A 14,221-nucleotide genomic window follows, 5' to 3' on the forward strand; every position below is an offset into this window, starting at 1 on the left:
GCGTTCTTTTTAAAGACAGTAAAATAGATTTAGCGGTCGTTTTACTGTCTTTTTTTCTAAAAAATCATTGCTGACTTTTTAAAAACTGGCAGTTAATCCTAATTTAAAGGTTCTACCCGGTGCTGGGATCATTGAACGAGTCATAGGATCAAGGTAGTAACGATAGGTTAAGTTTGTTCCCACAAATTCCAATGTTACATTTTTTGAATACTTATATTTTGCGTAAGCATCAACTGTTAACACTGGTTGCCAATACATTGGAGCATTCATACCAATATGTTGTATTTTTTGCTCAACTAATTTCATTTCATCACTATTTTTTGCTTTACTGTGATATAACCAACGTGTTCCAAGTTCTAGTTTACGATCAAAAAAACGTCCCCCTAAATTAGCACTAATTGAATATTTTGGTTGTAATTGAGTACGTAAATATCCTGCTGGGAAGCCGGCTGTCATACAGTGAGGAACACGTTGAGAAATAGGGTCAAGTTCTACTGCCATATCTGCATCACAGACCTGATTTTTAAGACGATATTCAATGCCTAAATCACCAAAATAATCGCCATTATCATAACGTGCTTGTAATTCTAATCCATCTAAAATACGTTTATCCAATTGAACAAAACGGAAATTGGTATCACGATCAATTACATTTTTAGTTACATTGTGATAGTAACTCAATTTAAGATCAGCCTTGGTTGGTGTTTCAAAATAATCACTAAAACTATGCACATACCCAATTTCAATGTTTTGGGCTTTTTCTGGTTTTAGGTACATATTTTTAAATATTTTTGATGCTTCAGGACTAGCAGAGAATCCTACTGTTGTCTCAAAAATGCTTGGCATACGAGCATATTGAATATAACGGAAATATACCCTTGCATTATCATTTACAAAGGCAGTAGCTGAGAATGAAGGTGAGAATGCATGTCCTTTTTTCTTTTTCACTTCAGTTAATTTATTTTCTTCTTTACCATTTTCATAATGAGAGCCTAACTGTGTTAATTGATATTTATCTACCATTTTACCCGTAATAGGATCTTTTACCTTTTCTTGCTTTAAGGTACCATTATAAAATGGATTATCTTCTTTATGTGAATAGCCGTCAGAACGATAATTTTGTTTAAAATAAAAATGTGCTCGACCATTTTCTCTGATCTCTGGCTCACTTCCTGCCTCTGCCATTTTTTCTTTTATTAAACTTTCTGCTGCATCGACTTCATCCATTAAGTCCCATTCTTTATCATAGCAAGCATCTTGTTCCGTAGGATCTGCTATATCATCACAAGCGAATGAATCATAATTAAGCATTGCGTCTTGTGCCTTTGCATAATTATCCCATAAATCTTTTGGAATCACTTTATCATACTCATAAGAAATACCTGTCGTCACTTTTCTAGTTGAGTGATTATCCGTTGCATAAAGTTTTCCAGATTTTAAAATTTGATCTAAATATTCATCAAAAGACCAATATTCATTGTAACGACCACCTGCGGTTAAAATTAACCAATCTGTTGGGCGGTAATTAAAATTAAATGCGACATCCCACTCTTGACGTTTACCAATACGAGGAGGCATTTCAAAAGAGCTATTTGGGTTTGGTTTTTCTCGATCTTTATTACTGGTTAAATGCTCTGTTTGAAATGCACCAGATAATGTTAAATCAAGATTTTTAGTTAAATGCATCATATTACTCAAATTAAATCCTTTACGAGTATTGTAAGCATTAACTTGAGCTGCATTTTCATAATTATATTGACCATCTGTATTTGGATTTTTAGCAATGATATCTTTGCCTTTTTCCTTTAAACATTGATGATCTATTATAAAATAATCATGAGGATTACTTGGATTAGGATTTTCAGTAACACAGTCTGATGTTGCTATTGTCCATTCCCTATCACGCCCTTTTGCATCCCGAGGGTTTCCGCCAGAAGTATTGGTATCACTGACAGTCTTGTTATACCAAATTCCTGTTTTTAAATTAATATATGGATTATCAGGATTATAAGCATAGTCTAAATTAAACGTATCTTGTTTAACTTTTGATAAAGGCCACTGTGGAACAAAGCCATGAAACTTCCTAAATTCAAGACGAGAAGGCATTATTTCTCCATAATGAATATTAGTATGACGATAACCCATTTTAAGTGTTTGCTCATCAGTTAATCGTAATTTTCCTTTTAATAAAATGGATTCCATTTCATTAGATGTATTTGGAATTTCAGTATGAGGTTTATAAATTGATGCTGCAAAAGGTAAATTTGGCTCTAACTGCCTTAAGCTACCCATTCCTTTTTCTGGTGGTAAGCCTTTATATCTGTCTGCACCACCTTTCCCTGCTAGGTAATTTCCTTTATTGCGGTAACTATAGGCTGCTAATAAATCGTATTTATCCTCTTTTAAACCAACAGCCAAACGTATTGCACTATCTTTAAAGTATTCACCTTTACGTTTAGGCTTAACGAGAGTAACAGAAGAAAAATCCCCTGGTGTTCCATCACCAACCACTCGATAATCTTGTCCCCATTTATAATCAGGAATATGTTCTTTTACTGAGTTATTACTTGTTTCTAATTTTAACTCTACACCAAACTTTTCACCTTCTTTCACAATATCATCAGTGTCTATTGTTCTCATTTTAACAACACCACCAATTCCAGATGCATGACCAGAGGCAATAGTCGGTCCTTTTTCTACCGTAATCCCACTCACTAAATTTGGATCTAAATAATTACGATTGTTTGCCCCATTGTAACCACGATATGTTGTCAAAGCCTGCTCTGTACCATCAACAGTAACAGGAATTCTTCCTTGCCCTTGGATACCTCGAATATTGGGATCAACTGCACCACTGTTGCGAGCGTCACCACTATAAACACCATTAAACCCTTGGAATAAATCGGCTGGTGCAGCACCTTTATAACGCTCAACGGTTTCTTTATCGGCGTACATATTGGTAATATCACGCTGATAAACTTCATCTTTTTTTTGCTCATCAATACTTTCTGCTTTATCTGTAACAGTTATCGTGCCTAGTGTTGATGATTGGTTATTAAGAATATCAACAGCCTGTGCTGAAGTACTTGTTACGATAAGTACAGTCGATATAAAATTCAAACACAAATTTTTTTTCATAACATCCTCTTTGATCTCAATTTAACAGATACGCGAGATTAACGCTAATGCGAACTATTGTCAATTGCTTTAGTTGGGTTTGCTAATTATTTGATTGATATTTATTCTTATCAAGTATGTGGTGTTTGTTTATGAGAATTGATAAATAGAAATATTTTCTTTAAATATTCTATAAACAAGCTGATATTTGGTAAATTTTATGGCTTTACCTCTAGTTTTACAGTAGTGCATATCTGAAATAGAAGTAATGTAGATTGAAGCTATTCCTATAATAAAACCAATTTTTATTTGAAATTTGGAAAAAATTTTAAACCATACACAAATAGACGGAGATGTTTTCAAAATATTTGATTTTTTGTCAACATATTATTTACATTTATTTTAATTTAAGGCATATTAAAAATAATTACTTTTTATTATTGTGATTATTATTAATTTTTATTATGGGAGGTGTTGATGTCTAGTTCAGATAAAAAAGTCAAGAAACATAAAAGGGAGACGTTTACTGATCGTCGAGCTTTTATTTTAGCGGCAATTGGTTCCGCCGTTGGGTTAGGAAATATTTGGCGATTTCCTTATGTTAGTTATGAAAATGGGGGAGGGGCATTTATTATTCCTTACCTTGTTGCTTTATTAACGGCAGGAATTCCTATTTTATTATTAGATTATGCAATTGGGCATAAATATCGTGGTTCAGCACCTTTGGCATTTCGTCATATTAGCAAAAAGTTTGAAGTGTTTGGTTGGTGGCAAGTTTTAGTTTGTATTATTATCGCCGTTTATTATGCGGTAATTTTAGGTTGGGCAGCGAGTTATACTTATTTTTCTCTAAGTAGTGCTTGGGGATCAAATCCTGCCGATTTTTTCTTAAAAGAATTTACACAAGTTGCAGATGCAGGTATAAGCCTTGATTTTGTTGGTGCAGTTGTAGGACCTTTAATTGCCGTTTGGATGGTCACTATTTTCATTATGACTTTAGGTGTTCAACGAGGAGTTTCAAAAGCATCAAATATTTTTATGCCGTTACTTTTAGTAATGTTTGTTTCTCTTGTTATTTACTCACTCTTCTTACCAGGGGCAGCAAAAGGGTTAGATGCATTATTCACACCAGATTGGTCAAAATTAGTTGAACCAAGTGTTTGGATTGCGGCTTATGGGCAGATCTTTTTTTCTCTTTCAATTTGTTTTGGAATAATGGTAACTTACTCTTCTTATTTGAAAAAAGATACTGATTTAACAGGAACGGGGTTGGTTGTCGGTTTTGCTAACAGTTCATTTGAATTACTTGCTGGTATTGGTGTATTTGCTGCATTGGGCTTTATGGCAACAGCTGGAGGTAAAGAAGTAAGTGATGTTGCCTCTTCAGGAATCGGGTTAGCTTTTATTGCATTTCCAACTATTATTAATCAAGCTCCGATGGGGTCACTTGTTGGGTTGCTCTTTTTTGGTTCATTGGTATTTGCAGGCTTAACTTCAATGATCTCAATTATGGAAGTAATTATTGCGGCAATTCAAGATAAATTTAGAATTCGTCGTCTTAAAGCAACATTAATGGTTTCACTTCCAATGGCGGTGGTTTCTGTTCTGTTATTTGGTACAACAACAGGTATTCCAGTATTAGATACTTTAGATAAATTTGTGAATAGTTTTGGTATTGTTTTAGTTGGATTCCTTTATATTGTTTCGATCAGTTTAACAAAACGTTTGCCATCATTAGCTGAACATTTAAATAGTACATCATCTGTACAAGTTGGTAAATTATGGATTATTTTCTGTGGCATTATTACACCCATTGTCCTTGGTATTATGCTATTTATTGAAGCCAAGAAAGTGATTTTTGAAGGGTACTCAGGTTATCCACAATGGTTCTTAAATCTCTTTGGCTGGGGAATGGTGATCGCATTAGGTGTTATTTCATACTTACTTTCTCACATTGAATGGAAGTATCATATTTTTAAGGAGACTAAATAATGAGTTTTATTGCTATTATTATGATGATTATTTCTCTTCTCATTATTTGGGGAGGCTTAGTAGCTTCACTTATACATTTACCGAAAGAAGAAAAATAATTTGTAAAAACTACTAAAAATCAAACCGCTTGCTGTTTAACACAAGCGGTTTTGTTTTACTAATAATTGTAAGATGAACGCAGTTAGTAATAACTTTTTCAGCTTTCGAAAGCAAGTAGATTAACGTAATAACAACATCGGCTTTTCACTATAACGTGCCACTTTTACAGTATCAGAGCTTAATCCTTTAGAGGTTCTTTTTTTCTTAGCTAACATAATGATTAAATCAATACTTTTATCGTGAGCAATTCGATTAACTTCTTCGTGAATCGTGCCGTGAGCAACAATATGTTGCACTTTTGTGCCTTCCGGAAAATGTTGTTTTGTAAATTCATGTAGCATTTTATTCGCTTCTGAGATTACTGATTTATCAAACCCTTGTGGTAAAAAAGAAGAGATAAAACTTCCATCAAATGGTTCTATCACGGTTGCCACTCGATAAATAGCATTTGGGTTATGAGCGGTGAGATCTTGTGCAGTTTTTACCATTTCTGACGCTTTTTCTATATCGCCAAGATCAATAACAATTAAAATTTTATTATACATAGTTAATCCTTGATTACTTTAGTTTGTTGCTACTGCGTTTTTTCTACGACGTCGTTGGTTCCAGCCCACAAATAAAGCGAGTAATAATGCTGGAATAAACATTAGTTCTTTTGGTAGTGAAGCTTGTGGTAATTTTACGCTTAAAATAACTTGATCCCAGCTTAACCCAGCTTTTTCTGCCGGTGAGCCAACATCAACCATATCCACAATCACTTTATTTTCTTGCTCTAACAATTCTAATCCTAAGGCTTTAAGACGAGTTTGTCCGTTTACATCAGGAATGTCCAATTCTGAGAAAAATTCTATTGGTTTACCATAAGGGTTAACCCCTGCAATTTGTAGTGTTATTTTTTCACCTGCTGATGCGTTTTCAAGCTGTTGTACAAACTGAGTTGCTTCAATTGTTTTTGTACTTGGTGAAATTTGCTCCATAAATAGTGCTGGGCGAAATAAGATAAATGCAGATAGAATTAACGCCACTGTTTCCCATTTCTTGTTTTTTGTAATAAAGAAATTCATTGTGGCGGCTGTAAAGAGTAATATTGCGGTGGTAGATATAATAAAGACCAGTATACCTTTAGCCCAACCTACATTAATTAATAATAAATCAGTATTAAAGATAAATAAGAACGGTAAAATGGCGGTTCTTAAGCTATAGAAAAATGCAACCAACCCTGTTTTAATCGGATTTCCTCCTGAAACTGCCGCTGCTGCAAAGGAAGCCAGTCCAACAGGTGGCGTGACATCTGCCATAATTCCAAAATAGAACACAAATAAATGTACCGCAATTAAAGGTACGATTAAGCCATTTTGACGACCCACTTCTACGATAACCGTCGCCATAAGTGAGGATACCACGACATAATTTGCCGTAGTTGGTAATCCCATTCCTAAAATTAAACTAAAGACAGCAACAAGAACCAGCATAATTAACACGCTACCCATTGAAAGAGCTTCAATGATGCCAGAAAGTTGTACCCCAAAACCAGTTAACGATACAACACCTACGATAATACCTGCTGTTGCTGTGGCAATGCCAATACCGATCATATTTCTGGCTCCAGTTTCTAAACCATCAATGAGATCTTTTACGCCTAATTTTAAAGACAGTGGGTTAAATACTTCTTTTCTGAAGAAGTTTAATAATGTTCTTTGAGTCACAAGAATAAAGCTAAGTACTAATGTTCCCCAAAATGCAGATAATCCTGGTGATAAGCGTTCAATCATTAAACACCAGATTAATACGACTACTGGCAGTAAAAAGTGTAACCCTGAATTTACGGTCGGTTTAACTGATGGCAGTTTCACAATTTTAGAAGTCGGATCATCAATTTCTAATTCTGGGAATTGTGCAACTCGGTAAATTAATCCTAAATAAGCGAGGGTTAATAATACCATTATAATCATAAAGGCAGAATTTGGTGCAATTTCTTTTATCCAACCTAATCCAAATTTAACGGCAAAATAAAGAATACAAACACTCAAGAATGTTGCTAATACTCGTATAATGGCAACGAATAATGGACGAGCAGGATCCGTTCTTTGAAGTCCAGTTAAATTAAGTTTACACGCTTCTAAATGAACAATATAAACTAATGCGATATACGAAATTAATGCAGGCAAGAAAGCGTGAGTAATCAATTCACTGTATGGCATATTAACATATTCAATCATTAAAAATGCAGCCGCACCCATTACAGGTGGCATAATTTGACCATTTACAGAGGAGGCAACTTCCACAGCACCTGCTTTTTCTGATGAAAAACCGACTCGTTTCATCATTGGAATAGTAAATGTTCCAGTAGTTACTACGTTTGCAATTGAAGATCCTGAAATTAACCCTGTTAATCCCGATGCAACGACTGCCGCTTTTGCTGGACCGCCACGCAAATGCCCTAAGTATGCAAAAGCAGTTTTAATAAAATAGTTTCCAGCCCCCGCTTTATCAAGCAATGCACCAAATAATACAAATAAGAAAACATATTTAGTCGATACGCCTAACGCAACACCAAATACTCCTTCTGGCGTTATCCATTGCTGATTAATAATATGGGAAAGCGTACCTGTACGATGGCTGACAATCCAGCTACTTGGGAAAAATTGCCCAAAATAGTTATAAAGTAGAAAGCCTGCAGCAATAATTACTAAAGGCAGCCCTAAAGTACGGCGAGTTGCTTCAAGCAGTAAAATAATCCCCATACAACCCGCGATAATATCCTGTAAATTAGGTGCACCAAAACGAGTGACTAATCCTTCATAAAAGAAAAGATAATAAGATGCTAAAAATGCACCGACAATTGCAAAAGTCCAATCAATTAAAGGTACCTTGTGTTTTGGCGAAGTAGCAAAAGCAGGAAAGGTTAAAAATCCTAAGAATAGTGCAAAAGAAAGGTGAATTGAGCGTGCTTTGGTGTCATCAATAACTACGTTTATATCAATTCCTGCTGCCCTTACCATCTCCTGTAAGGTATAAGCCAGAGGTGAGCTATAATAAAGTTGGAATACCGACCATAAAATAGCAGTTACAATAATCAGTTTTTTAGTAAATCCATAAGGATTACGACCACCAGCATCATTAGATGCTACCATATCTTGCAGATCGTCATAATCTACTTTATTTATTTCAGACATAAAATGCTTTCTCGTAAAAATCAAGTTATAAGGGGAAATGAGTACCCTCAATCTGGTTAAAGATTGAGGGCAAAGAAAATTTGTGAAATTTTCAGATAATGAGAATTTTACTCTCAATTATGATTTAATAAAACAAATAATTGAATTATTTTAACCAACCACGCTCTTTATAATAGCGTACCGCACCTTCGTGAAGAGGCGCTGAAAGAGCATTTTTAATCATATCTTGCTCTTTCAAGTTTGCAAATGCTGGGTGTAAACGCTTAAAGCGGTCAAAGTTATCAAACACCGCTTTAACTACGGCATAAACACTGTCTGCATCAACATCTGTTGAAGTGACTAAAGTTGCATATACACCAAAAGTATCTACTGGTTTATCAGAACCTTTATATAATCCACCTGGAATAGTTGCTTTCGCATAGTAAGCATTATCAGCAATTAGTTTATCAATTGCTTTACCTGTAACAGGTACTAAATGTGCATCACAAGATGCTGCCGCTTCTTTTAATGCACCATTTGGGTGTCCAACATTATAAGTGATCGCATCTAAGTTGTTATCACACATTACAGAAGCCATTTCTGACGCTTTTAATTCTGATGCGACTTTAAATTCTTTTTCTGTCCAACCTTTGGCATCTAAAACAACTTTCATTGTTGCACGAGTACCACTACCTGGGTCTCCTACATTTACACGTTTATTTTTAAGATCATCAAATGATTGAACACCTGAATCATCACGAGCCATTACCGTAAATGGTTCTGGATGGATTGAGAATACAGCACGTAATTTATCGTTCTTTTTACCTTTGAAAGAACTTGTACCATTATAAGCGTGGAATTGCCAATCTGATTGAGCAATCCCCATTTGCATTTGATTACCTGCAATGGCATTTAAGTTTGCCACAGAACCGCCAGTTGATGGTGCATTACATTTTACATTTGTTTTTGCCGTGGTACGGTTTACTAATTTACATACCGACTGACCGACTACATAATAAACACCTGTTTGACCACCTGTTCCGATAGTCACAAATTTTTCATCAGCTTGAACAGAAATTGCACTCATCGCTAGTCCTGCTACTAAAGAAATTTTTAGTAATTTTTTCATTAAATTTTCCTCTGTTTTTTTGTTTAAAATAATGTTGCATTATTATTTCACATTATCTCTTTACATTGTCACTTTCTGTTTGTTACAAAAATACAATATTTAAAGGTATACTAAAAAAATATTTATTTTGCAAGTAAAACAGTAAAAATAACCGTTAAATGCGTCGATAATTATCAAAAATTAGGCTATGATCACAAAAATGAACATTTTTTAAAGAAATATTTTTAGGCTCAAATGGAATATTATATACCCAAATTTGAAGTTGTTTTTGAAGAAGAAATTAAAAAAAGTCGCTTTATTACCTATATTCGTCATACAGAAGGTATTGAAGAAGCTAAGGCTTTTTTAACCGAAATGCGAACCACTTATCCTGATGCACGACATCACTGTTGGGCGGCTGTGGCTGGTTCACCGACAGATAGTCAACAATATGGTTTTACTGACGATGGTGAACCACAAGGCACGGCTGGAAAACCAATGTTAAATCATCTGTTAGGCAGTGGAATGGGGGAAGTCAGTGTTGTTATTGTTCGTTATTTTGGTGGCATAAAATTAGGGACAGGTGGATTAGTGCGAGCTTATGGAAACGGTGTACAGCAAGCCTTAAAGCAAGTAGAAAAAATTCGCAAAGTTTTAAGAAAATCATACCGCTTACAATGTGAATACGATCAATTTAACTCACTACAAAACCTGCTTAGCACAATGGATATTGAAATTTATGACCAACAATTTAGCGATAAAGTTGTTATAGAATTAGGTCTTAACCCTACTGAATTTGATGAAATTCAACAAGCCATTACCGAACGATTTTCTGGTCAATTAAACTTAATTGAGATGGAATAGCGGTTACTTTCTGATTAAAATTTACAAAATTGATTCTTACCCTTGAAATCTTAAATTTAATCACAATCTAATAAAAAGATTTTTAAGAAAATAAGGAATAACAATGACAACTATTGTATGTGTACGTCGTGATGGCAAAGTAGCAATGGGGGGCGATGGTCAAGCTACGCTCGGTAACTGTGTAGAAAAAGGCACAGTAAGAAAAGTGCGTAAAATGTATCAAGATAAAGTGATCACAGGGTTTGCAGGCTCAACGGCAGACGCTTTTATTTTGCGTGAATTATTCGAGCGAAAATTAGAACTTCATCAAGGACATTTAGTGAAATCCGCCGTAGAATTAGCCAAAGAGTGGCGTTCAGATCGTGCATTACGTCGTTTAGAAGCGATGATGATTGTTGCGAATGAAAGCGAATTTTTATTAGTTTCAGGCAGTGGCGATGTGATTGAGCCAGAAAGCGATGTCTTAGCGATTGGATCTGGCGGTAATTATGCAAAATCCGCTGCCCTTGCATTGTTAAGAAACAGCGAGTTATCAGCCAAAGAGATTGTTGCAGAGTCATTAAAAGTGGCAGGCGAAATCGATATTTACAGCAACAGCAACCATATTATTGAAGAAATTGAAAAATAGGAACAGATTATGTCAATGACACCTCGTGAGATTGTATCAGAATTAGATGCCCATATTATTGGGCAAAACGAAGCAAAACGTGCCGTAGCGATTGCATTGCGTAACCGCTGGCGTCGTATGCAGTTGCCAGAAGATTTACGCCAAGAAGTCACCCCAAAAAATATTTTAATGATTGGACCAACAGGTGTGGGTAAAACGGAAATTGCACGTCGTTTAGCAAAATTAGCCAATGCGCCTTTTGTGAAAGTAGAAGCAACCAAATTTACCGAAGTCGGTTATGTGGGTAAGGAAGTTGATGCGATTATTCGTGATTTAGCTGATGTTTCAATGAAATTAGTGCGTGAACAAGCGATTGAAAAAAATCGTTTCCGTGCTGAAGAAGCAGCGGAAGAGCGTATTTTAGATGTATTACTGCCACCAGCCAAAGATCAATGGGGTAACAGTGAAGAAAGTAGCTCTAGCACCTCAACTCGTCAAGTTTTCCGTAAAAAATTGCGTGAAGGTCAATTAGATGACAAAGAGATTGAAATTGATATCGCCGCCCAAGTGAGTGTAGAAATTATGACACCACCGGGAATGGAAGAGATGACATCGCAATTACAATCCCTGTTTGAAGGCGTATCGCCAAGCAAAAAGAAAAAACGCAAAATGAAAATCAAAGACGCGTTTAAAGTGTTAATTGACGAAGAAGCGGCAAAATTAGTTAATCCAGAAGAGTTAAAACAGCAAGCGATTGAAGCGGTAGAACAGCACGGTATCGTGTTTATTGATGAGATCGATAAGATTTGTAAAAAATCGGAGCATAGCGGTGGCGATGTCTCTCGTGAAGGGGTGCAACGTGATTTACTGCCAATCATTGAAGGTAGCTCAGTAAACACTAAACACGGCATTGTAAAAACGGATCATATTTTATTTATCTGTTCAGGTGCATTCCAAGTGGCTCGCCCTTCTGATTTACTACCTGAATTACAAGGTCGTTTACCTATTCGTGTGGAATTAAAATCTTTAACGCAAAACGATTTTGAACGTATTTTAACTGAACCAAATGCATCATTAACCTTACAATACAAAGAGTTAATGAAAACCGAAGGCGTTGAAATTGAGTTCACCGAAGATGGTATCAGCCGAATCGCACAATCTGCATTCCACGTGAATGAAAAAACCGAAAATATCGGTGCAAGACGTTTGCATACCGTGTTAGAGCGTTTAATGGATAACATTTCTTTCAATGCAAGCGAACGCTCAGGCGAAAAAATTGTGATTGACCAAGAATTCGTTGCCAAAGAGCTTGATGATGTGGTTGAGAACGAAGATTTAAGTCGTTATATTTTATAGTTTAAAACGTTGTAGAGGTGGCATTAGCAAACTATCCGTCCGTTACGTTATATAGAACTAAGTGGCTAAATATAGCGGTAAGATTTGATCAAAAATTTGCAAAAAATGAAAATAATCGTACCGCTTATTAAATCGGTAATTCATAAGTATATTTTAGTTCTTCCATTGCAAAGGTAGAAGTGACATCCGTTAAGCCTTCTACTTCTCTTACTAATTTTTTATAAAAAATATCAAAGGTGTGAATATCTTTCACTCGTACTTGCATTAAATAATCATATTCTCCAGCCATTCGATAAAAAGCCGTGACTTCAGGAAAGTCTATAATTGTTTTGGAGAACTTGTGATACCACTGCTCAGAATGATCACTGGTTTTAATCCGAACAAAGCCAATAAGACTTAAATCCACTTTATTTGCATCTACCAATACAACTCGATTACTAATAATTTTAAGTTCTTCAAGACGATGAATTCGTCGCCAGCAAGGTGTCGTGGTCAAATTGACTTTTTCTGCTAAATCAGTAATCGAAATAGAGGCATCTTTTTGCAATAGTCTTAAAATTTGTCTATCTATTTTATCAAGTTTGTACACTTTGTTACCTCGTAAGTAAGTTTAGCTGTAGAAAAATATTCTTTCTATATAAGATATTTTAGAATTTTATTTTAAAATTTATGGAAATCAAGTAAAAATGGAGAAAAATTTTTTTACTTTTCAAGAGTATAATCACAACTATTGTGATAATTAATAAACAAAAAGAGGTGGTTTTATGAAATTTGGAACACAAGTTTTACACGGCTATAATATGCTCGATCCTGAAACAGGGGCATCATCCATTTCTATTTGCCAAGCATCAACCTTTCATCAAAAAGAAATTGATAATATGCAGAAATATATGTATTCAAGATTTGGTAATCCAACTCGTTCTGCATTAGAAGAAGCCATCGCTAGCCTAGAACAAGGCAAATATGCGGTGGCTTTTGCGTCTGGGGTGGCGGCAATTTCTGCGGTACTTTTGATGTTCTCAAAAGGTGATCATATTGTGATGTGTAAAGATGTTTATGGCGGCACATTTCAATTAGTCAATGAGGCATTACCACGCTTTGGGATTGAAGTGAGCTTTGTTGATGAAACGAATCTTGCTGAATGGGAAAATGCCATTAAACCGAATACCAAAGCCTTTTATATGGAAACGCCATCTAATCCGACTTTAAAAATTACCGATATTCAAGGTGTGGTTGAAATTGCAAAAAGGCATAATATTTTGACCGCTATTGATAATACATTTATGACACCACAATATCAAAATCCACTGACAATGGGGGTAGATATTGTTATTCAAAGTGCAACTAAATTCTTAAATGGGCATAGCGATGTCATTTTAGGTGCAGTAGCGGTGAATGATGATGAACTTTATGAAAAATTGCATAAACAACAAATTATGCTTGGCGGATTACCGGGTATTGAAGAAAGTTGGTTGGTGATGCGAGGTATCAAAACGATGGCTATTCGAATGGAGAAAAGTACTCAAACGGCATTAAAAATTGCTCAACTTCTTGAAATCCATCCTAAAGTTAAAAAAGTGTATTATCCCGGTTTAGAAAGTCACGAAGGCTATGAAATTCACAAAAAACAAGCATCAAGTGGTGGGGCAGTGCTTTCTTTTGATTTGGGTAGTATTGAAAATATGAAGAAATTTGCAGAAGCCTTAAAATATCCTATTGTTGCAGTGAGTTTAGGAGGCGTGGAATCTATTTTATCTTATCCTGCAAAAATGTCACATGCCAGTGTACCTGAAGAAGAGAGATTAAAACAAGGAATTACAGCAGGATTGGTTCGCTTATCCGTCGGTATTGAAGATCCAGAAGATCTGATTGATGATATCAAAAATGCACTGGATCATATCTAGTGTTTTTGTAAGGTGGTAA

General features: G+C 35.3%; 11 protein-coding genes. 6 read left to right on the forward strand and 5 right to left on the reverse strand.

The window, feature by feature from the left end:
- Positions 1 to 78: 78 nt before the first annotated feature.
- Positions 79 to 3,138: a TonB-dependent receptor domain-containing protein gene (locus KGI96_RS10600; RefSeq protein WP_211597374.1), complete on the reverse strand. Its 3,060-nt coding sequence runs from the start codon at positions 3,136 to 3,138 to the stop codon at positions 79 to 81.
- Between the two features lie 456 nt (positions 3,139 to 3,594).
- On the opposite strand from KGI96_RS10600, the gene KGI96_RS10605 reads away from it, so the two are divergent.
- Entirely contained in the window at positions 3,595 to 5,109 is a 1,515-nt protein-coding gene (locus KGI96_RS10605) for a sodium-dependent transporter (protein ID WP_211597375.1), read from the forward strand.
- Positions 5,109 to 5,207 carry a methionine/alanine import family NSS transporter small subunit gene (locus KGI96_RS10610; protein ID WP_211597376.1) on the forward strand — a complete coding sequence of 33 codons (99 nt, stop codon included), beginning with the start codon at positions 5,109 to 5,111 and terminating at the stop codon, positions 5,205 to 5,207. The genes KGI96_RS10605 and KGI96_RS10610 overlap by 1 nt, the downstream gene beginning before the upstream one ends.
- A 120-nt stretch (positions 5,208 to 5,327) precedes the next feature.
- Here the strand turns inward: KGI96_RS10610 and KGI96_RS10615 are convergent, their stop codons facing one another.
- The 3 genes from KGI96_RS10615 to KGI96_RS10625 form a co-directional block, all read right to left on the reverse strand.
- Positions 5,328 to 5,753: a universal stress protein gene (locus KGI96_RS10615; protein ID WP_211597377.1), complete on the reverse strand. Its 426-nt coding sequence runs from the start codon at positions 5,751 to 5,753 to the stop codon at positions 5,328 to 5,330.
- 18 nt (positions 5,754 to 5,771) lie between these two features.
- Positions 5,772 to 8,384, reverse strand: a complete 2,613-nt coding sequence (locus KGI96_RS10620) for a TRAP transporter permease (protein WP_211597378.1) — start codon at positions 8,382 to 8,384, stop codon at positions 5,772 to 5,774.
- 145 nt (positions 8,385 to 8,529) lie between these two features.
- Complete coding sequence (locus KGI96_RS10625) at positions 8,530 to 9,492, reverse strand: TAXI family TRAP transporter solute-binding subunit (RefSeq protein WP_211597379.1); 963 nt, start codon at positions 9,490 to 9,492, stop codon at positions 8,530 to 8,532.
- Positions 9,493 to 9,726: 234 nt separating this feature from the next.
- On the opposite strand from KGI96_RS10625, the gene KGI96_RS10630 reads away from it, so the two are divergent.
- The 3 genes from KGI96_RS10630 (at position 9,727) to hslU (ending at position 12,298) form a co-directional block, all read left to right on the forward strand.
- Complete coding sequence (locus tag KGI96_RS10630) at positions 9,727 to 10,335, forward strand: YigZ family protein (RefSeq protein WP_211597380.1); 609 nt, start codon at positions 9,727 to 9,729, stop codon at positions 10,333 to 10,335.
- A gap of 103 nt (positions 10,336 to 10,438) precedes the next feature.
- Positions 10,439 to 10,963 (forward strand): ATP-dependent protease subunit HslV, encoded by a 525-nt coding sequence (hslV, locus tag KGI96_RS10635; RefSeq protein WP_115316215.1) that lies wholly within the window; start codon positions 10,439 to 10,441, stop codon positions 10,961 to 10,963.
- A gap of 6 nt (positions 10,964 to 10,969) precedes the next feature.
- Positions 10,970 to 12,298 carry an ATP-dependent protease ATPase subunit HslU gene (hslU, locus tag KGI96_RS10640; RefSeq protein ID WP_211597411.1) on the forward strand — a complete coding sequence of 443 codons (1,329 nt, stop codon included), beginning with the start codon at positions 10,970 to 10,972 and terminating at the stop codon, positions 12,296 to 12,298.
- Between the two features lie 127 nt (positions 12,299 to 12,425).
- On the opposite strand, the gene KGI96_RS10645 is transcribed toward hslU, so the two are convergent.
- A complete protein-coding gene (locus tag KGI96_RS10645; RefSeq protein WP_211597381.1) occupies positions 12,426 to 12,887 on the reverse strand; it encodes an Lrp/AsnC family transcriptional regulator in 462 nt (153 codons plus the stop codon).
- Positions 12,888 to 13,062: 175 nt separating this feature from the next.
- On the opposite strand from KGI96_RS10645, the gene KGI96_RS10650 reads away from it, so the two are divergent.
- Positions 13,063 to 14,202 carry a trans-sulfuration enzyme family protein gene (locus KGI96_RS10650; protein WP_211597382.1) on the forward strand — a complete coding sequence of 380 codons (1,140 nt, stop codon included), beginning with the start codon at positions 13,063 to 13,065 and terminating at the stop codon, positions 14,200 to 14,202.
- Positions 14,203 to 14,221 lie beyond the last annotated feature (19 nt).

The organism is Phocoenobacter atlanticus subsp. cyclopteri, assembly GCF_018343795.1.
GTDB lineage: Bacteria > Pseudomonadota > Gammaproteobacteria > Enterobacterales > Pasteurellaceae > Phocoenobacter > Phocoenobacter atlanticus.